17 protein-coding genes are annotated in these 17,600 nt (G+C 74.2%); 7 read left to right on the top strand and 10 right to left on the bottom strand.

The genetic code is table 11. The features are described from left to right. The first annotated feature begins 3 nt into the window (after nucleotides 1-3). Nucleotides 4-1,614, top strand: a complete 1,611-nt coding sequence (locus HCC30_RS02790; RefSeq protein WP_169440318.1) for a glycerol-3-phosphate dehydrogenase/oxidase — start codon at nucleotides 4-6, stop codon at nucleotides 1,612-1,614. Between the two features lie 172 nt (nucleotides 1,615-1,786). Beyond that, nucleotides 1,787-2,464 carry an FCD domain-containing protein gene (locus HCC30_RS02785; protein WP_169440317.1) on the top strand — a complete coding sequence of 226 codons (678 nt, stop codon included), beginning with the start codon at nucleotides 1,787-1,789 and terminating at the stop codon, nucleotides 2,462-2,464. Nucleotides 2,465-2,488: 24 nt separating this feature from the next. Here HCC30_RS02785 and HCC30_RS02780 read toward each other — a convergent pair whose 3' ends face one another. Beyond that, nucleotides 2,489-3,292: an SDR family oxidoreductase gene (locus HCC30_RS02780; protein ID WP_169440316.1), complete on the bottom strand. Its 804-nt coding sequence runs from the start codon at nucleotides 3,290-3,292 to the stop codon at nucleotides 2,489-2,491. A gap of 249 nt (nucleotides 3,293-3,541) precedes the next feature. On the opposite strand from HCC30_RS02780, the gene HCC30_RS02775 reads away from it, so the two are divergent. Beyond that, a complete protein-coding gene (locus HCC30_RS02775; protein WP_169440315.1) occupies nucleotides 3,542-4,654 on the top strand; it encodes a PAC2 family protein in 1,113 nt (370 codons plus the stop codon). 298 nt (nucleotides 4,655-4,952) lie between these two features. Here HCC30_RS02775 and mshC read toward each other — a convergent pair whose 3' ends face one another. The 4 genes from mshC to HCC30_RS02755 form a co-directional block, all read right to left on the bottom strand. After that, nucleotides 4,953-6,182 carry a cysteine--1-D-myo-inosityl 2-amino-2-deoxy-alpha-D-glucopyranoside ligase gene (mshC, locus tag HCC30_RS02770; protein ID WP_169440314.1) on the bottom strand — a complete coding sequence of 410 codons (1,230 nt, stop codon included), beginning with the start codon at nucleotides 6,180-6,182 and terminating at the stop codon, nucleotides 4,953-4,955. A gap of 266 nt (nucleotides 6,183-6,448) precedes the next feature. After that, on the bottom strand, nucleotides 6,449-7,372 hold the full coding sequence (locus HCC30_RS02765; RefSeq protein ID WP_169440313.1) for an SCO1664 family protein: 924 nt from the start codon (nucleotides 7,370-7,372) through the stop codon (nucleotides 6,449-6,451). Beyond that, entirely contained in the window at nucleotides 7,369-7,962 is a 594-nt protein-coding gene (locus tag HCC30_RS02760; RefSeq protein WP_169440312.1) for a DUF3090 domain-containing protein, read from the bottom strand. The genes HCC30_RS02765 and HCC30_RS02760 overlap by 4 nt, the downstream gene beginning before the upstream one ends. Nucleotides 7,963-8,032: 70 nt before the next feature. Then, the gene (locus tag HCC30_RS02755; protein WP_169440311.1) at nucleotides 8,033-8,746 is read right to left on the bottom strand and encodes a histidine phosphatase family protein; all 714 of its coding nucleotides are present in this window, start codon (nucleotides 8,744-8,746) and stop codon (nucleotides 8,033-8,035) included. A 68-nt stretch (nucleotides 8,747-8,814) separates the two neighbouring features. Between HCC30_RS02755 and corA the strand changes: the two genes are divergently transcribed. Then, nucleotides 8,815-9,807, top strand: a complete 993-nt coding sequence (corA, locus tag HCC30_RS02750; protein ID WP_169440310.1) for a magnesium/cobalt transporter CorA — start codon at nucleotides 8,815-8,817, stop codon at nucleotides 9,805-9,807. Between the two features lie 39 nt (nucleotides 9,808-9,846). Here corA and HCC30_RS02745 read toward each other — a convergent pair whose 3' ends face one another. Both HCC30_RS02745 and HCC30_RS02740 read right to left on the bottom strand, forming a co-directional pair. Then, a complete protein-coding gene (locus HCC30_RS02745) occupies nucleotides 9,847-10,656 on the bottom strand; it encodes a ferritin-like domain-containing protein (RefSeq protein ID WP_169440309.1) in 810 nt (269 codons plus the stop codon). A 232-nt stretch (nucleotides 10,657-10,888) separates the two neighbouring features. Then, entirely contained in the window at nucleotides 10,889-11,941 is a 1,053-nt protein-coding gene (locus HCC30_RS02740) for an LLM class F420-dependent oxidoreductase (protein WP_169440308.1), read from the bottom strand. 73 nt (nucleotides 11,942-12,014) lie between these two features. On the opposite strand from HCC30_RS02740, the gene HCC30_RS02735 reads away from it, so the two are divergent. After that, a complete protein-coding gene (locus HCC30_RS02735; protein WP_169440307.1) occupies nucleotides 12,015-12,998 on the top strand; it encodes an aldo/keto reductase in 984 nt (327 codons plus the stop codon). After that, nucleotides 12,995-14,989, top strand: coding sequence for a helix-hairpin-helix domain-containing protein (locus tag HCC30_RS02730; protein ID WP_169440306.1), 1,995 nt, complete (start codon nucleotides 12,995-12,997; stop codon nucleotides 14,987-14,989). Before HCC30_RS02735 ends, HCC30_RS02730 begins: the two co-directional genes overlap by 4 nt. Nucleotides 14,990-15,222: 233 nt before the next feature. Here the strand turns inward: HCC30_RS02730 and HCC30_RS02725 are convergent, their stop codons facing one another. Further along, a complete protein-coding gene (locus HCC30_RS02725; protein ID WP_169440305.1) occupies nucleotides 15,223-15,900 on the bottom strand; it encodes a hypothetical protein in 678 nt (225 codons plus the stop codon). A 232-nt stretch (nucleotides 15,901-16,132) separates the two neighbouring features. Between HCC30_RS02725 and HCC30_RS02720 the strand changes: the two genes are divergently transcribed. Beyond that, on the top strand, nucleotides 16,133-16,321 hold the full coding sequence (locus tag HCC30_RS02720; RefSeq protein ID WP_169440304.1) for a DUF5703 family protein: 189 nt from the start codon (nucleotides 16,133-16,135) through the stop codon (nucleotides 16,319-16,321). 88 nt (nucleotides 16,322-16,409) lie between these two features. Here the strand turns inward: HCC30_RS02720 and HCC30_RS02715 are convergent, their stop codons facing one another. Together HCC30_RS02715 and chpH are read right to left on the bottom strand one after the other, a co-directional pair. Next, complete coding sequence (locus HCC30_RS02715; protein ID WP_169440303.1) at nucleotides 16,410-17,201, bottom strand: chaplin; 792 nt, start codon at nucleotides 17,199-17,201, stop codon at nucleotides 16,410-16,412. A gap of 156 nt (nucleotides 17,202-17,357) precedes the next feature. Then, nucleotides 17,358-17,591 (bottom strand): chaplin ChpH, encoded by a 234-nt coding sequence (gene chpH / locus HCC30_RS02710; RefSeq protein WP_169440302.1) that lies wholly within the window; start codon nucleotides 17,589-17,591, stop codon nucleotides 17,358-17,360. Nucleotides 17,592-17,600 lie beyond the last annotated feature (9 nt).

Below are 17,600 nucleotides of genomic sequence, written 5' to 3'. Positions count from 1 at the left end.
GCGATGAACACCCTGCAGAGCGTCCCCACCCTCGGGACGCACCCGGCTGCCGGCAACAACCCCAGCCGTGCCGAGACCCGGGAGCGGCTCGCGAACGCGACCTACGATCTCCTGGTCGTCGGCGGCGGCATCCTGGGCACCTCCGTGGCCTGGCATGCGGCGCAGTCGGGGCTGCGGGTGGCGATGGTGGACGCCGGCGACTTCGCCGGTGCCACCTCCTCCGCGTCGTCCAAGCTGGTGCACGGCGGTCTGCGTTACCTCCAGACCGGTGCCGTCAAGCTCGTCGCGGAGAACCACCACGAGCGTCGGGTGCTGGCCAAGGACGTGGCCCCGCACCTGGTCAACCCCCTGAAGTTCTACCTGCCCGTCTACAAGGGCGGCCCGCACGGCGCGGCCAAGCTGGGCGCCGGCGTCTTCGCGTACAGCGCCCTGTCCGCGTTCGGCGACGGCGTCGGCCGGGTCATCTCCCCGGCCAAGGCCGCCGCCGACAACCCGGGTCTGCGCACGGACAACCTCAAGGCCGTCGCGGTCTACGGCGACCACCAGATGAACGACTCGCGGATGGCCGTCATGACCGTCCGCGCGGCCGTCGAGTCCGGTGCCGTCGTGCTCAACCACGCCGAGGTGACGGGGCTGCGCTTCACGCGCGGACGCGTCACGGGCGCGGAGCTGCGCGACCGCCAGGACGGCACCGAGTTCGGCGTCGACGCCCGCCTGGTGCTGAACGCCACCGGCCCGTGGGTCGACCACCTGCGGAAGATGGAGGACTCCGGCTCCGACCCGAGCATCCGGCTGTCCAAGGGCGCCCACATCGTCATGAAGCGGAAGACGCCGTGGCGCGCCGCCCTGGCGACGCCGATCGACAAGTACCGCATCACCTTCGCGCTGCCGTGGGAGGACCAGCTCCTGCTGGGCACCACCGACGAGGCGTACGAGGGCGACCCGGCGGACGTGCACGCCACCGAGGCCGACATCCAGCAGATCCTGGACGAGGCCGCCTTCTCGGTGCGCGACGAGCACCTCTCGCGGGACCTGATGAGCTACGCCTTCGCCGGTCTGCGGGTGCTGCCCGGCGGCCCCGGCGGCGTCGAGTCCGCGAAGCGGGAGACGGTGGTCTCCGAGGGCCGCGGCGGGATGCTGTCCGTCGCGGGCGGCAAGTGGACGACGTACCGGCACATCGGCCGCACGGTGATGAACAAGCTGGCGAACCTGCCCGGCGGGACGCTCGCCGAGGACATGGAGCCGATGGGTTCGCTGGTGCGCCGCACCCCGCTGCCCGGCATCTCCAACCCGAACGCGGTCGCGCACCGGCTGCTGGTCGACCGGGAGCCCGGCGTGCGGATGGACCCGCTCACCGCGCGCCAGCTGGCCACGCACTACGGCTCGCTGTCCTTCGACATCGCCCGCCTGGTCAACGAGGACCCGTCGCTCGGCGAGCGGATCCACCCCGACGGCCCGGAGATCTGGGCGCAGGTCGTCTACGCGCGTGACCACGAGTGGGCGGAGACCGTCGACGACGTGGCCCGCCGCCGTACGACGCTGACCGTCCGCGGTCTGGACGACGAGGGAGTCCGCGAGCGGATCGCGAAGCTCCTCGCCGCGCGCGAGGGCTGACCACCCTCGCGCCCAGGGGCGGCGCGGCCACTGCTCTCCGGCCGCGCCTCCCCGCCCGTCCCCGGGACGCTCCCGACCCCCCACCGGGAGCGCCCCGGGGCCATAATGGCGGGCACACATCGGAGGTATCCGACGCGGGGGCGCCGACGGGGGCACGGCACGGGGAGGCGGCGTGGCAGTCACCGACGAGGCCATCGAGAAGATCAAGGCGATGATCGTCTCCGGCGCGCTCCGCCCCGGGGACCGGCTCCCCAAGGAGAGCGAACTGGCCACCGCGCTCGGCCTGTCCCGCAACTCGCTGCGCGAGGCCGTCCGCGCCCTCTCCCTCATCCGCATCCTGGACGTGCGCCAGGGCGACGGCACCTACGTCACCAGCCTCGAACCGCGGCTGCTGCTGGAGGGCATGCGCTTCGCCGTCGACGTCCACCGGGACGAGTCGGTGCTGGAGTTCCTCGCCGTCCGCCGCGTGCTGGAGCCCGCGGCCACCGCCACGGCGGCCGCCCGGATCGGCGACACCGCACTCGACGCGCTGGAGGCCCTGCTCGCGGAGCTCGGCCCCGGCTCGACGGTGGACCAACTCGTCGCCGCCGACCTGGAGTTCCACCGGCGGATCGCCGCCGCCGCCGGCAACCCGGTGCTCTGCGCCCTCCTCGACGGCCTCGCCGCACCGGCGACCAGGACCCGCGTGTGGCAGGGCGTCGTCCGGGAGGACGCCGTCCCCCGCGCGCTGCACGAGCACCGGCAGATCCTGGCGGCCCTGCGCGCGGGCGACGCGGAGGCGGCCAGGGCCTGGGCCACGGCGCACGTCACGAGCGTCGAGCAGTGGCTGCGCGCGGAGCGGGAGGGCTAGAACTCCCCTCCCCCGCCGGGCCGTTCAGCGTGCGGCGCGTGGCCGCAGCGTCTGCATTCCGCTGTCGACGGGCAGCGCGACGCCCGTCACCGCGGACGCGGCCGGGCCCGCCAGATAGGCCACGGCGCCCGCGACCTCCTCCGGCGTGACGAGCCTGCCGCGCGGCTGCCTGGCCTCCAGCGCGGCCCGTTCGGCGGCCGGGTCCTCGGCCGACTCCAGCAGCCGCCCGATCCACGGGGTGTCGACGACGCCGGGCGTCACGCAGTTCACCCTGATCCCCTCGCGCACGTGGTCGGCGGCCATCGCCCGGGTCAGCGACAGCACGGCGCCCTTGCCCGCGCTGTACGCGGCCCGCCGGGGCAGCCCGGCGGTGGCGGCGACGGAGCAGGTGTGGACGACGGAGGCGCACCCGGGGCGCTCGGCCGCCGCGCGCCGCAGGTGGGGCAGGGCGGCGCGGTCGGTGCGGACGACGCCGAGCAGGTTCACGTCCAGCATGCGGAACCAGGCCGCGTCGTCGGTCTCCTCGACGGTGCCGGTGGTCTCGATGCCCGCGTTGGCGACGACGGTGTGCAGTCCGCCGAGTTCCGCCGCGGCGCGGTCGACGGCCCGGCGTACGGCCGCGTCGTCGGTGAGGTCCGCGGTGAGCGCGAGCGTGCCCTCGGGGGCGCCTTCCGGGGCGCGGTCGAGGACGGCGACGCGGGCGCCCCTGGCCAGGAACAGCGCGGCGACGGCGGCGCCGATGCCGGAGGCCCCGCCGGTCACCAGGGCGCCGGTGCCCGCGAGTTCGGCCCCGCGCTCCGGGGCGGGGCCGTGCGGTGCTGAGCTCATGGTGCTGCCTCCCGGGGCTCGTGCCGCGTCGCGCGGCGGACCGCGCGTGGGGCGATACATCGGATCTCTGTTCGTGCGGCCGATGTATAGCGCCGCCGCGGCACGGAGTCCAGAGACGTGCGGCGGGTATCCGGGCGTGCGCGAGGGCTGCGGCACCACCCCACTCACGCCGTAGGCTGGGCCCCGCACGGAAGAGATACGTCAGCCGGCGCGGAGCCAGCCGCTCCCCCGGCCGGAAGGAGGCGCTGGGTGATCGAGCTCGAGGGGGTGCCCGAGCTGGTCGACCCGGTCATGGTGGCCGCGTTCGAGGGCTGGAACGACGCCGGTGACGCCGCCTCCGCCGCGGTCGGGCACCTGGAGGCCGAGTGGAAGGGCGAGGTGTTCGCGGCGCTGGACGCCGAGGACTACTACGACTTCCAGGTCAACCGCCCGCACGTGTGGCTGGACGGCGGCGTCCGCAAGGTGACGTGGCCGACGACGCGGCTCTCGGTCGTCCGGGTCGACGACGCCGGCGGCAAGGGCAAGCCCCGTGACCTGGTCCTCGTCCGCGGGATCGAACCGAGCATGCGCTGGCGGTCGTTCTGCAACGAACTGCTCGGCTTCGCGCACGAACTGGGCGTGGAGATGGTCGTGGTGATGGGCGCGCTGCTCGGCGACACCCCGCACACCCGTCCCGTGCCGGTGACGGGCATGACCTCCGACCCGGACCTCGCGCGCACCATGAACCTCGAGGAGTCCCGGTACGAGGGCCCCACCGGCATCGTCGGCATCCTCCAGGAGGCGTGCACGCACGCGGGGGTGCCCGCGGTGAGCCTGTGGGCGGCCGTGCCGCACTACGTCTCGCAGCCGCCCAACCCGAAGGCGACGCTGGCGCTGCTGAACCGCCTGGAGGACCTGCTGGGCATGCGCATCCCGCTGGGCGAACTCGCCGAGGACGCGCGGGCCTGGCAGCTCGGGGTGGACCAGCTCGCCGCCGAGGACAGCGAAGTCGCCGAGTACGTCCAGTCGTTGGAGGAGGCGCGGGACACCGCCGAGCTGCCGGAGGCCTCGGGCGAGGCCATCGCGAAGGAGTTCGAGCGGTACCTCCAGCGCCGCGACGGCGGCCCCGGCACCGGCCCCACGGCCGGAACCTCCGACTCCGTCCCCTCGCTGCGGGACGCGGGCAGCGGAACGGGACCCGGCCGCGGCCGTCCGGCGAAGCCGGGGGCCGGGCCGAAGGACAGCCCCAAGGACACCGCCGAGGACAAGGCGTCCGAGGACCGGAGTGAGAAGAACGACAGCGGTGACGCGGGAGCGAGCGGAGGCCGGGGCTCCGAGTCGTCGGAGCCGTCCGACGACTCGGACGACTCCGACGAGACCTGACCCCGTCTCCCCCACCGCACAGAAGGGCGCCGCCCGGGAACTCCCGGTCGGCGCCCTTCTGTTGGCCCCGAAAGGGGCGCGGGGAACTGCGCGCTCTTGGGGGCGCGGGGAACTGCGCGAACGGCCACGGCGTACGGGGCGGCCCGGTGACGACAGTTGCGCACCCCGCGCCGGGGTGGACCCGCGGCAAGGGGCGCGGGGAACTGCGCGAACGCCCGGGCCACGCGGCACCCGCACCCCTGCGACGCACCGCACAGGCGCAACATCGCACCCCGCGAGCGAAGAACGCCCCGCAGGGTTACAGCGCGACGCCCAGCAGCGCGTCGACCGCGCGGGAGATCAGGCCGGGGGCGCCCGGGTCCGTGCCCTCGCCGCGCTCCTGCTCCGCCGCCCAGCGGTCCACCGCGGCCAGCGCCGACGGCGCGTCCAGATCGTTCGCGAGCGCCTCGCGGATCTCCTCGACGACCGCCTCGGCCGCCGTGCCGTCCGGCCGCGAGACGGCCGAACGCCAGCGCGCCAGCCGGGACTTGGCCTCGTCGAGCACCGCGTCGGTGTACTCCCAGTCCGCGCGGTAGTGGTGCGCGAGCAGGGCGAGGCGGATGGCGGCCGGGTCGACGTCGTCGCGGCGCAGCTGCGAGACGAAGACGAGGTTGCCCTTGGACTTGGACATCTTCTCGCCGTCCAGCCCGACCATCCCGGCGTGCACGTACGTCTTGGCGAAGGGGTGCTCGCCGGTGAGCGCCTGGGCGTGCGAGGCGCCCATCTCGTGGTGCGGGAAGGCGAGATCGGAGCCGCCGCCCTGCACGTCGAAGGTCATGCCGAGGTATTCCAGGGCGATGGCGACGCACTCGATGTGCCAGCCGGGACGGCCGGGGCCGAGGGAGGCGCCGTCCCACTGCGGTTCACCCTCGCGGGCCGCGCGCCACAGCATCGGGTCGAGGGGGTTCTTCTTGCCGGGGCGTTCCGGGTCGCCGCCGCGTTCGGCGGAGAGCAGGCGCATCGTCTCGGCGTCCAGCCCGGAGACCTCGCCGAAGTGGCTGTCGGCCTCGACGGAGAAGTAGACGTCGCCTTCGAGCTCGTAGGCGGCGCCCATGTCCCGCAGCCGCTCGACCATGGGGACGATGCGGGGGATGAACTCCACGGCGCCGACGAAGTGTTCGGGCGGCAGCATCCGCAGGGCCGTCATGTCCTCGCGGAAGAGTGCCGTCTCGCGCTCGGCGAGCTCGGCCCAGTCGTCACCGTTCTCGACGGCCCGCTCCAGGAGCGGGTCGTCGATATCGGTGACGTTCTGTATGTACTGAACCTGCCGCTTGGTGTCGAGCCACACGCGCTGCACGAGGTCGAACGCGTTGTACGTCGCCGCGTGTCCCAGGTGGGTCGCGTCGTACGGGGTGATTCCGCAGACGTAGAGACGGGCGACGGGACCGGGGTCGAGGGTCACCGTGCCCCCGGTCGCGGTGTCGTGAATCCTCAGGTCGCGGCCCTGACCGGGCAGGGCGGGGACCTCGGAAGCGGGCCAGGCATGCATGCCCTGAGCCTAACCCGGACGGGCGTGCAATATCCGCGCGTGATGCACCGGATTACGGGAATAAATCCAGGTCATCGCGTCAGTGCAGGCCCGTGCGGTGCGACCGCCGCGGTGCGCCGAAAGAAGTCCGGGGAAGCCCGCGGGAAGGGGCGTGGATCACGTCCGCCGGGGGCGGTCCAGTCGACTTCACGCCGACTCGGAACGCCCCTTTCCACGCATTCCCGCCCTTCCGGCACGAAGCGGGACGCTCCCGGACACCACCGCGCTCAGACCGGCGGCCAGGGGATGGCGGGCCAGTCGCCGCTGGGCAGCGGGTGCCGCCCGGTGGTGCGGAGCGACTCGGTCCGCTTGCGCAGCGCCTCCAGCTCGTCCCGGGTGATCAGCTCGCCCAGCCGCTCCGCGAGCGGCTCCCCCTCGGCCAGCGCGGCGGCCAGCCGGCGCAGCATCTCGCCCGCCTCGGCGGTGAGTTCCTCGCCGGCCCAGCCCCACAGCAGGGTGCGCAGCTTGTCGTCGACGTGGAAGGTGACCCCGTGGTCGATGCCGTACAGCCGCCCGTCCCCGGGCGTGAGCAGATGGCCGCCCTTGCGGTCGCCGTTGTTGATGACCGCGTCGAGCACGGCGAGGCCACGCAGCCTCGGGTCGTCCCGGTGCACCAGCAGCGCCGTCCGGCCGCCGCCGACCTCGGCGAAGCCGACCGGCTTCCAGCCCTCCCCCGGCTCCTCGCCCTCGACGAGCGCCAGCAACTGCTCGGCCCCGGCCTCCTCCTCCGGCTCCGGGCCGCCGTCCGCCGCGTCCTCCGCCGAGGCCGCGCGCGGGGTCTCGCCGACCCACGCCTGGACCATGCCCTCGCCGTACGGGCCGTCCCGCAGCACCGTCGCCGGGACCAGGTCCCAGCCGCCGGCGCGGGAGATCTCGTACGCGGCGGTCTCGCGCCGGGCGAGCGTCCCGTCGGGGAAGTCCCACAGCGGCCGTTCACCGGCGACGGGCTTGTAGACGCAGGGCAGCGTCCGGCCCTCGTGCACGGCGTCGCACAGCAGGACCGCGTTGGACGCGTCCGGGATGCGGCCGCGCACGGTGAGCGTGGCGCGGGTCAGATGTATGTGCGTCTCCTCGGACGCGGGGCCCGCGGGGCCCTCGTCCGTCCGGTCCGTCTGCTCCGGTGCCGTGCCGGAGCCGGTCGTCCCGGTCATTCCTCGCCGCGCCGGTAGCCGTTCTGCCGGGGGCAGACGTGGCCCTCGGGGTCGAGCGGGAGGCTGCACAGGGGGCACGGCGGCCGGCCCGCGCTGACCACCTCCAGCGCCCGCTTGGCGAAGGCGCGGGCCATGGTGCCGCTCATCCGGACGCGGAGCATCGGCGGGCCGTTCTCGTCGTCCTGCAGCAGCCGCTCCTCGGCCTCCGCGAGGTCCTCGTCGGACTCGGCCTCCAGCTCGACGAGGGCCTGCGCCTCGACGACGAGCCGGTCGCTCTCGCCGTCCCAGGCCAGCGCCATGGTGCCGACCCGGAACTCCTCCTCGACGGGACTCTCCAGCGGCTCGGTGTCGTCCACCTCCGACGGGGTCACGGCGGGCACCGGGGCGTTGCCGCCGGTGCGGCGGACGACCTCGTCGAGGAGCTCGTCGATGCGTTCCGCGAGCGCCTCGACCTGTGCCTTCTCCAGGGCGACGCTCGTGGTCCGGCTCTTGTCGGACGCCTGGAGGTAGAAGGAGCGCCGTCCGGGCAGCCCGACCGTACCGGCGACGAACCGCTCCGGCGGGTCGTAGAGGAACACCTGACGGGACACGTCCTGTCTCCGTGATCAGTCGACGTCGTTTCGGTCAAAGGCACCCTACTGCGCGTGCCGATCATCGTGCCTACACGCCGCCCCCCACCGCCGCCCGCCCCTGCGCGTCCCCGCCCGCGGCATCTCCGGGGGCTCCGGCGGCCGCGTCCTCCTGCGGTGCCAGGGATCCGAGTTCGCCGGTCTCGCCGAGCCGCAGCAGGAACGGGCGGAGCGGGGTGTAGCGGATCGCGGTGACGGAGCAGGGGCCGGCGGTGATGCGCTGGAACAGGTCGAGGTGCATGCCGAGCGCGTCGGCGACGAGCGACTTGATGATGTCGCCGTGCGAGCAGAGCACGTAGTACGCGTCCTCGCCGTGCTCGGCGGCGATCCGCGCGTTCCACTCCCGTACGGCCTCGACGGCGCGGTGCTGCATCGCGCGCATCGACTCGCCGCCGGGGAAGGCGGCGGCCGAGGGGTGCTGCTGGACGGTCGTCATCAGCGGCTCGTCGGAGAGCTCGCCGAGCTTGCGGCCCGTCCAGTCGCCGTAGTCGCACTCCGTGACCCGCTCCTCGGTGTGCAGCTCCAGTCCGGCGCGGGCGGCGACGAGCGGGGCCAGGGTCTCCCGGCAGCGCTCCAGCGGGCTGCTGACGGCCGCCGCCAGCGGCAGGTCGCGCAGCCGGCCGGGCAGCGCCGCGGCCTGCTCGCGGCCGTACGCGTCGAGGCTCACGCCGGGGGCGCGGCCCGCGAGGACTCCGGCGGTGTTGGCGGTGGAGCGGCCGTGCCGCACGAGGATCAGGGTCGGCATGCCAGCCAGCGTAGGCGAGACGGGGGACGGGCGGCTGCGCGGTTGTGCGAGACGCGGATCGCGGAAGAATGCGTGGCGTGATCGTGGACTGCGCCATTTACCGGGACGGCCGGCGGACCGAACGCCCCTCCGACTACGCCGCCGCGCTGTCGGAGGCACGCGGGGCCGGCGACGCCTTCCTGTGGATCGGGCTGTACGAGCCGACGGAGGCCGAATTCGCCCGCGTCACCGAGGCGTTCGGGCTGCACCCGCTGGCCGTCGAGGACGCGCTCCGCGCCCACCAGCGGCCCAAGCTGGAGCTGTACGAGGACTCGCTGTTCCTGGTCCTGAAGCCGGCGGCGTACGACGACGCCACGGACACCGTCTCCACGGGCGAGCTGATGCTGTTCGTCGGCGACTCCTTCGTGGTCACCGTCCGGCACGGCGGGATGAACCCGCTGGGCTCGGTGCGCGACCGCCTCGAACACGACCCCGAGGTGCTGCGGCACGGCCCGGCCGCGGTGATGTACGCGGTCAGCGACGCGGTGGTCGACACGTACATGGAGGTCGCCACGGATCTGCACGTGGACCTGGAGGAGCTGGAGGGCGACGTCTTCGCGCCGCACGCCCCCGCGGGCAGCCGGACCGCGAGCCGGATCTACGACTTCAAGCGGCAGCTGCTCGGCTTCCGCCGGGCGACCGGCCCGCTGACCGACCCGATGGCCCGGCTGACGGGCGCGGGCGTGCCCTTCGTCCCGGAGACCTCGCGGCCGTTCTTCCGCGATGTGAGCGACCATCTGACGCGGGTGAACGAGCAGGTCGAGGGCCTGGACCGGCTGCTGTCCGACATCCTCTCCGCGTACCTCGCGCAGATGGGCGTGCGGCAGAACGACGACATGCGCAAGATCTCCGCCTGGGCGGCGATGTTCGCGATCCCGACGGCGATCGCCGGGATCTACGGCATGAACTTCGACCACATGCCGGAGCTGCACTGGGCCTGGACGTACCCGGCGGTGCTGCTGCTCATCGCGGGCGCCTGCTTCGCGCTGTTCCGCACCTTCAAGCGCCGCGGCTGGCTCTGAGAGGGACGGCCGGGACGCGGCCCGCGCCCCGGTCCCGGTTCACGCCGCGTGCGGCTCCGCCCGCGCCGCGCCCGCGCCGGACGCGGCGTCGGTGCCGAGGGCGTCCCGGCGCTCCGGCATGGTCAGGCTGACCATGCGGCGCCAGCCGCCCAGCCGCTCGTACACGTACCGGGCGTGGATGCCGGCGGCGAGCGCCGCGGCCTTCGGCCGTGACCAGCCCAGCAGTTGTCCCATCCGGCTCATCACGCCGAGGCTGACGTCGCGGTAGACCCGGATCTCCGCGAGGGCGCTCTCCCGCAGCAGCCGGTGGATCTCCCGGCCGTGGCCCTCGCGGGCCAGCCGGAGCAACTCCTCGTGGCAGTAGGCGAGATGGTTGTCCTCGTCCTGCGAGATGATCCGTACGGCCCGGCCGATCCCGGGGTCGTCGCCGAAGTGCTTGCGCAGCAGGACCATTTCCTCGGAGGCCCGCTGCTCGGTGACGCGGCTGTGCACGAGGTAGGTGAGCACGTCGTACTCGGTGAGCGGTTCGTCGCCGCGGAGCTTCTCGTGCGCGAGGCCGATGCCGAGGCCCTCCAGGAGCATCGTGTAGTCGGTGTCCTCGGGCACCTCGGCGGTCTCCATGCCGCGCTTCTTCAGCAGGCCCTGGAAGATCCGCCCGTGCTTGTCCTCGTCGGCGCCGTGGCGGACGACCTTGGCGGCGAGGTGCCGCTTGCTCTCGGGGAGCAGGGCGGCGATCCGGCCGTTCTCCCAGCCGCCCTGTGCCTCGCCGCTGGCGGCGATGGAGCAGAAGAGCCGGAAGGAGGCGTCGTTGTCGAAGATCTCCTGGAAGAGACTCTTGGCCGAGAGCATCGCTGCCGCCTTTCGTGGAGGACATCCGCGCTCCATCGAGTCAACGGCGGCCTCCCCGGCCGGGCAACAGCAGCACGGGAGGCCGTGCGCCGAACGAAGGAGCGGCCCGGCGGGCGCCCGGCGCCGGGGGCGTAACCCGCCGGGGCGCGGAGCGTTGTTCCCGGTACGGCCGTGGCGGGGAAGACCCCGAGCCCCCACCACGGCCGTCGGTGTGTCCGGACCCGCCACCGGGTCAGGAAGCGAGGCCCGCCCGCTCCAGCGCCTCGGTGCCCGCGCGCAGCGAGGCCAGCCGGTCCTCCAGCGCGAAGCCGGCGGGGGCGAGGGTCAGGGTGGTGACCCCGGCGTCGGCGTAGGCCTGCATACGGTCCGCGATCCGCTCGACGGGGCCGAGCAGGGTGGTGGAGTCGATCAGCTCGTGCGGCACGGCGGCGGCCGCGCCCTCCTTGTCACCGGCCAGGTACTTGTCCTGGATCTCGGCCGCGGCCTTCTCGTACCCCATGCGCTGGGCGAGCTTGTTGTAGAAGTTCTGCTTCCTGCTGCCCATGCCGCCGACGTACAGCGCGGTGTACGGGCGGAACTGGTCGGCCAGCGCGGTGACGTCGTCGCCGACGGAGAGCGGGACGGTCGGGCAGACGTCGAAGCCGTCGAGGGTCTTGCCCGCCTTCTCGCGGCCGGCGCGCAGGTGCTGGAGCGTGGTCTCCTCGGCGTGCTCGGGCGAGTAGAAGATCAGCAGCGCGCCGTCGGCGATCTCGCCGGTCTGCTGGAGGTTCTTCGGCCCGATCGCCGCGATGTACAGCGGCACTTCCTCGCGGACGGGGTGCACGGTGAGCTTGATCGGCTTGCCGGGGCCGTCGGGCAGCGGCAGCGTCCAGTGCTCGCCCTCGTGCGTGAGCCGCTGCCGGGACATGGCCTTGCGGACGATCTCGACGTACTCGCGGGTGCGGCCGAGCGGCTTGTCGAACTTGACGCCGTACCAGCCCTCGGAGACCTGCGGGCCGGAGACGCCGAGCCCGAGCCGGAAGCGGCCACCGGAGAGGGAGTCGAGGGTGGCGGCGGTCATGGCCGTCATCGCGGGCGTGCGGGCGGGGATCTGGAAGATCGCGGAGCCGACGTCGATGTTCTCGGTCTGCGCGGCCACCCAGGAGAGGACGGTCGGGCCGTCGGACCCGTACGCCTCGGCGGCCCAGCAGACGGAGTACCCGAGGCGGTCGGCCTCCTGCGCCACCGCGAGGTTGTCCGCGTCCATTCCGGCGCCCCAGTAACCGAGGTTGATGCCGAGCCGCATACGGCCCCCTTACTGATCAGTAACGTCCCTGTCCCCGGGACTCTAGCGCGCCCCGCAAGTACGCTCAACGCCCATGGAGCCAAGGCATCTCGGCCGCACGGGGCTGCGCGTCTCCCGCCTCGGTCTCGGCACCCTCACCTGGGCCCGCGACACCGGGGAACGCGAAGCCGCCGACCAGCTCAAGCACTTCCTCGACGCGGGCGGCACGCTCGTCGACACCGCCGACGTCTACGCCGACGGCGGCGCCGAGCACCTGCTCGGCAGACTGCTGCGGGACCGGGTCCCGCGCGAGGACGTGGTGCTCGCGACGAAGGCCGGCAGCGTGCCCGGGCTGGAACGCCGCTTCGACACCTCGCGCGGCCACCTGCTGAGCGCCCTCGACACCTCGCTGCGCCGCCTCGGCACCGACCACGTCGACCTGTGGCAGGTGCACGCCTACGACCCGGCCACCCCGCTCGACGAGACGCTGCACGCCCTCGACGTCGCCGTCGCCAGCGGCCGCGCCCGGTACGCCGGGGTCTGCGGCTTCTCCGGCTGGCAGCTCGCCAAGGCCGCCACCTGGCAGCTCGCCTCGCCGGGCGCCCGTACGCCGCTGGCCGCGACGCAGATGGAGTACTCGCTGCTGCAGCGCGGCATCGAGCGCGAGGTTCTGCCCGCCGCCGTCGACCTCGGGCTCGGCGTGCTGCCCGCCTCCCCGCTCGGCCGGGGCGTCCTCACGGGCAAGTACCGGCAGTCGGCGCCGCCCGGGTCGCGCGGCGCCTCCGGGGTGCTGAGCGCCTTCGTCGCGCCGTACCTGACCGCCGCCGCCGCGCGGATCGTGGACGCGGTGACCACCGCGGCCGACGGGCTCGCCGTCCCGCCGCTGCACGTCGCGCTCGCCTGGGTGCGCGACCGTCCCGGCGTCACCGCGCCGGTCCTCGGAGCACGGACGTCGCAGCAGCTCAGCGAGGCGTTGTCAGTGGAGGGGCTTAGTCTTCCCCTCGAGATCCGCCGCGCGCTGGACGACGTGTCGGCGCCGGTGCACCACTACCCCGACCAGGACTGGAGCGAGCTGTGAAGGACGACAAGGCAGCCGAACTCCTCGCGGCGGTACGAGCGGTGGAGAGCGGCGAGCGGTCGGCCGCGGAATTCTTCACCGAGCCCGCCCAGGCGCCCGCGCGCACCCCCGCGCAGGAGAACCGCGGCGCGCAGCGCCCCACCGCGCCACCGCGCCCGGCCCCGCAGGACGGGCGTGCGGTGCCGGTGCCCGAGGGCGTGCGCGCCGTGCTGGCCGAGGGCGGCGCCCCGGAATCGCTCGCTCCGCAGGCCGTGGAGGCTCTGGGCGAGCAGGCCGAGGAGCTGCTGCGGGCCGACCCCTGGCAGCTGCTGGCCGTCCCGTCCGTCCGGCCCGAGCAGGCGGACGGCTTCGCCCGCGCGCTGCTCGGGCCCGAGTGCGGCCCCGGTGACGAACGGCGGGCCCAGGCGCTGGTGCTGCGGCTGCTGGAGCGCGCCGCGCTCGCCGGGCACACCGCGCTCGAACCGGACGCGCTCGCCAAGGGCCTTGCCCGGTACGCCGTCCCGGAGCCGGAGGAGGCGGTGCGGGCCGCGGTCGACGCGGGCGCCGTCCTGGTCTTCGAGGACGCCCTCGACACCCTCGACGCGGGTGCCGTCTCCGCCGAGTCGGACGGGGCGGAGGGCGAGGCCGAGGAGCGCCCCGTCCGCCTGCTGATGGGCCTGGACCGCTGGGCCCTCGCGGAGGAGAGCCTCGCCGACGGACTGGCCCGCCTGACGGCCACGCTCGGGACGGGCGACGCCGGCTCGGAGGAGGACCCGTCCGGTGCGGTGCGTGAAGTCCCGGACGGGGACTGGGAGTCGGCCGCCGCTGCCGCGGGGTCGCCCTCCGCCGCCGAGCTGATCCGCGCCTGCGCCGGGCACGGTCTGGTGGCGCACACGGGCGGCGAGGCGGCCCGCGCGGAACCGGCCGCACTGCTCGCCGCGGCCCGCGGTCTCGGCCTGCGGGCCTGGGGCGCGGCGCACAGCCCGTACGGCGCGCGGCAGCTGGCCGCGCTCGCCGCGGGCACCGAGGACGAGAGCCGGGATTCCGGGGTGACGACCGTGTCCTCGCTGCTCTCCGGCGCGGACGGCCCGGCGCGGGACGCCGACGGCGCCTGGGAGCTGGATCTGCTGGTGGTGTGCGACGCCCCGCAGCTGGACGCCGAGACGGCGGCCGCGCTGGTCGAGTCGCTGCCGGACGGCGCCCGCCTGGTACTCAGCGGCGATCCCCAACTGCTCGGCCCCGCGGGCGCGGGGCGGGTGTTCGCGGATCTGCGCGCGGCGCGCTCCTGCCCGGTGGTCGTCTCGCGCACCCCGGACCCGGGGCCCGTCGGCGAGCTGGTCTCCGGCATCGGCATCGGCGAGCTGAACGAGGTCGAGGCGCCCGGCAAGGAGGTCGTGATCGTCCCGGTGCGGGATCCGGCGGAGGCCGTCCTGCGCACGGTCCAGCTGGTCGCCGACTCCGTGCCCCGCGCGATCGGCGTCCCCCCGGAGCGGACGCAGGTGATCACCCCGGGGCACGGCGGCGCGGTCGGCACCCGGGCCCTGAACACCGCCCTCAAGGAACGGCTCAACCCGGGCCCCGGCCGCTTCGGCGGCTTCGACCCGGGCGACCGCGTGGCCTACTCCCCCGTCCCCGGGCGTACGGCGCTGGGCAGCGTCGTCTCGGCGGACGACGCGGGCCTGCGGCTGGACTGCGCGGGCGGCGTGGTCGTCCCGCCGGAGCGCGTCGCGGAAACCGTGCGGCACGGCTGGGCGGTGACGGCTCATCAGGCCGTCGGCACCCGCTGGCCGGCGGCCGTGGTCGTCCTGCCGGGGGACGCGACGGGCGGGCTCACACGGGAGTGGGTCTACACCGCGTTCAGCCGCGGCGAGCAGCACCTCTCGGTGGTGCAGGGCGCCGGCGACGCCCTCCCCCGAGCCGTCGCCTCGTCCACGGACCCGGCCCCCACCACCCGCCTGAGCACCCTCCTCACCCAGTCCGCGGCCCGCACGACCCCCACCTCGGAAGCCTGACCCCGCCCTCACGTACGACCGCGCTCGCCCCGGAAAACCGGGGCGAGCGCACACGAAGGGGCGCGGGGAACTGCGCACAGACCCGAGCCACGCAGCACCCGCACCCGAAGACCCGGGGCGAGCCCGGACAAGGGGCGCGGGGAACTGCGCGAAAAACCACGACGGCGGGGCGGCCCGGCAACAACGCCGGGCACCCCGCCGTGGCGGAGGCGGGCCCGAGAAGGGCGCCGGCCCTACTCCTCCTCCAGCTCCCCCTCGTCAAAGACGGAGCTGACGTCGAAGCGGCAGATCACCCGCTCCGGATCGACGTTCTCGAAGGGCGACGAGAGCCACTCCCCCGGATCACCCGGCTCGTCCCCGGCCGTGACCCACAGCGTCGAGTCGCCCTCCTCCAGCCCGAACTCCTGGTGCCGGGTGGCGATCTCGTCCGCCTCGTACTCGCCGAAGAGGACTCCGAGCGCGGCGTGCACGCTGCGCGCCGGCGAGTTCTCCTCGTCCTCCTCCTCTTCCTCGTCCACCGATTCGGGGTCGAGCTCGATGACCCGCTCGGCCTGGGCGAGCAGCCGGTGCGGCTCGCTGACGGTGTAGTCGCGGCGGACGAAGACGCTGAGCGCGCTGGGTACCTCGGGCCCGGTGTACGCGGGCAGCGACTCCCCGCCGGGGATCTCGAACGGGGTGACCTCGTCGTAGACGTCGTAGAGCAGCTCGTCGAACACCTCCCCGGCGGCGGCCAGCTCGTCGAACGCGGCGAAGACGTCGGCGTCGGACGCGGCGTCCCCGGAGGTGCCGTCCGCGTCCTCCGCCCCGGCCGCCCGGCGTTCGATCGCCTCCAGGTGACGGTCCAGGGCGTCCTTGACCGCGTCGGCGGCGGCGCGTACGTCGGCAGCCGTGGGCTGCTCAGCATCAGACATACTCCAGACGCTATCCGCACAGGGGCCCTGCCCGCACCGCAGACGGGATGCCCGCGCCCGAATGTTCGCGATCCGGCCACCGGCGGTCCGTCCCGCACCGGGTCACCGTCGGTTTCCGGCCGCCGCTGTCCGAACTTTTCGCGGTGTCGACACATCGATACCCCGGCGGCCCGGACCCCCGTCCTCACCGGTGGGTGTCCAGACCGGCCCCCGGCCCAGCACAATGGGCAGGATGCCGGAATACGAGTTTCGCGATGTGCATGTCCCCCGCGGGGTGTCCCGCAAGGCGGCGACCCAGCTGCTGACCGAGCACGCCGAGTACGGGCACTGGGAGCTGGCCCGTACGCGGCTCTACCCCGACGGCAGCCGCCGGGTGCGGCTGCGGCGGCGGATCATCCGCCAGCCGCGCGCCACGTGGTGAGCCCCCGCGCCGGTGGCCGGGCAGCCGAAGGGCGGTGGGCCCTTCGCCGTGCGGGCCCACCGCCCTGTACCGCTGCCGCCGCGTCCGGTCAGCGCTGGAGCACGCGCGCCCGGCGGTAGAGGACGTACCCGCCGACGAGCAGGCCGCCGCCCAGCGCGCCGACCGTGCCCATCTGCATCCCGCTGCCGGTCTCGGCCAGTTGAGGCCCTTCCGACCCGGCGGAGAGCTGCGTGGTGTGCCCGCGGTCCGAGGAGGACGGGGCCTGCCGCTCCGGGCTGGAGGAGCCGCGGACGTCCGAGTGGTTCATGGGCTCGCGCTGGCCCTCGGGCTTCATGCCGTCGCCCTGCTGCCCGCCCCGGTCCGGGGCGGTGGAACCGTCCTGGCCCGAGCCGCCCTTGTCGCCGGAGTCCTGGCCGCTGCTGTCGCCCTGCGCGTTGCAGCCGTTGCCCATCGCGGGGTTGAGGCCACCGATTCCGGTGAGCGTGTTGCCGCACGCGTTGACGGGGACGTCGACGGGCACCTGGACCTGGTTGCCCGAGCCGACCCCGGGCGAGCCCTTCGCGGCGCCCTGCGCCGCGGCGTCCCCGCCGCCCTGCCGCTCCCCCGACCCGCCGTCCTCGTCCTGCTCCTCCCCGCCGCCCTGGGCGCAGTTGTTGCCCATGGCCGGGTTGAGCGCGCCGACCACGTTGGCGGAGTTGCCACAGGCGTTGACCGGCACGTCCACGGGCACTTCGACGGTGTTGCCCGACAGCACCCCCGGTGACCCCTGGGAGGCCCCCTGGGCCCCGGAGTCCGCGTACGCGCTCCCGCCGGACATCGCGGCCAGCACCCCACCCGCCGCGGCCACGGTGATCAGGCCCTTCCTGGCGACCTGTCGCATGGTTAGATCCCCTGCCTTGCCTTCTGCTCGGTATACGAGGGCGAGGCTGGTCCGGCACCCCCGGGACCCCCGCCCGCTGAAAGACCCAACGGTCCCGGAGCACGCGATGTGCTCCGGGACCGTCCGGTTTCACTCCTCACCGTGTGAGGAGCAACGTCAGCTGTTGACGCAGGTGTTGCCGAAGGCCGGGTTCAGCAGGCCGACAACGTTGATCGTGTTCCCGCAGGCGTTGACCGGGACGTGGACCGGCACCTGGATGGTGTTGCCGGAGATGACACCCGGGGAGTTGAGCGCGGCGCCCTGGGCGCCGGAGTCGGCGACGGCCATGCCCGCGCCAGCGAGCACCAGACCACCGGTGGCAGCCGCGGTGGCGACGACCTTCTTGAGCATTGTTCCTCC

It is taken from the genome of Streptomyces sp. HNM0574 (assembly GCF_012726235.1).
Classification (GTDB): domain Bacteria; phylum Actinomycetota; class Actinomycetes; order Streptomycetales; family Streptomycetaceae; genus Streptomyces.
This window is presented reverse-complemented; position numbering and strand designations above follow the sequence as displayed.

What these genes read in the sequence shown, in the direction of transcription:
- mshC (WP_169440314.1), bottom strand. Translation starts at nt 6,182, where the DNA reads ATGCATGCCTGGCCCGCTTCCGAGGTCCCCGCCCTGCCCGGTCAGGGC.
- corA (WP_169440310.1), top strand. Translation starts at nt 8,815, where the DNA reads ATGCGTGGCGTGATCGTGGACTGCGCCATTTACCGGGACGGCCGGCGG.
- HCC30_RS02790 (WP_169440318.1), top strand. Translation starts at nt 4, where the DNA reads ATGAACACCCTGCAGAGCGTCCCCACCCTCGGGACGCACCCGGCTGCC.
- HCC30_RS02715 (WP_169440303.1), bottom strand. Translation starts at nt 17,201, where the DNA reads ATGCGACAGGTCGCCAGGAAGGGCCTGATCACCGTGGCCGCGGCGGGT.
- HCC30_RS02725 (WP_169440305.1), bottom strand. Translation starts at nt 15,900, where the DNA reads ATGTCTGATGCTGAGCAGCCCACGGCTGCCGACGTACGCGCCGCCGCC.
- HCC30_RS02740 (WP_169440308.1), bottom strand. Translation starts at nt 11,941, where the DNA reads ATGCGGCTCGGCATCAACCTCGGTTACTGGGGCGCCGGAATGGACGCG.
- HCC30_RS02735 (WP_169440307.1), top strand. Translation starts at nt 12,015, where the DNA reads ATGGAGCCAAGGCATCTCGGCCGCACGGGGCTGCGCGTCTCCCGCCTC.
- chpH (WP_169440302.1), bottom strand. Translation starts at nt 17,591, where the DNA reads ATGCTCAAGAAGGTCGTCGCCACCGCGGCTGCCACCGGTGGTCTGGTG.
- HCC30_RS02745 (WP_169440309.1), bottom strand. Translation starts at nt 10,656, where the DNA reads ATGCTCTCGGCCAAGAGTCTCTTCCAGGAGATCTTCGACAACGACGCC.
- HCC30_RS02780 (WP_169440316.1), bottom strand. Translation starts at nt 3,292, where the DNA reads ATGAGCTCAGCACCGCACGGCCCCGCCCCGGAGCGCGGGGCCGAACTC.
- HCC30_RS02765 (WP_169440313.1), bottom strand. Translation starts at nt 7,372, where the DNA reads ATGACCGGGACGACCGGCTCCGGCACGGCACCGGAGCAGACGGACCGG.
- HCC30_RS02755 (WP_169440311.1), bottom strand. Translation starts at nt 8,746, where the DNA reads ATGCCGACCCTGATCCTCGTGCGGCACGGCCGCTCCACCGCCAACACC.
- HCC30_RS02720 (WP_169440304.1), top strand. Translation starts at nt 16,133, where the DNA reads ATGCCGGAATACGAGTTTCGCGATGTGCATGTCCCCCGCGGGGTGTCC.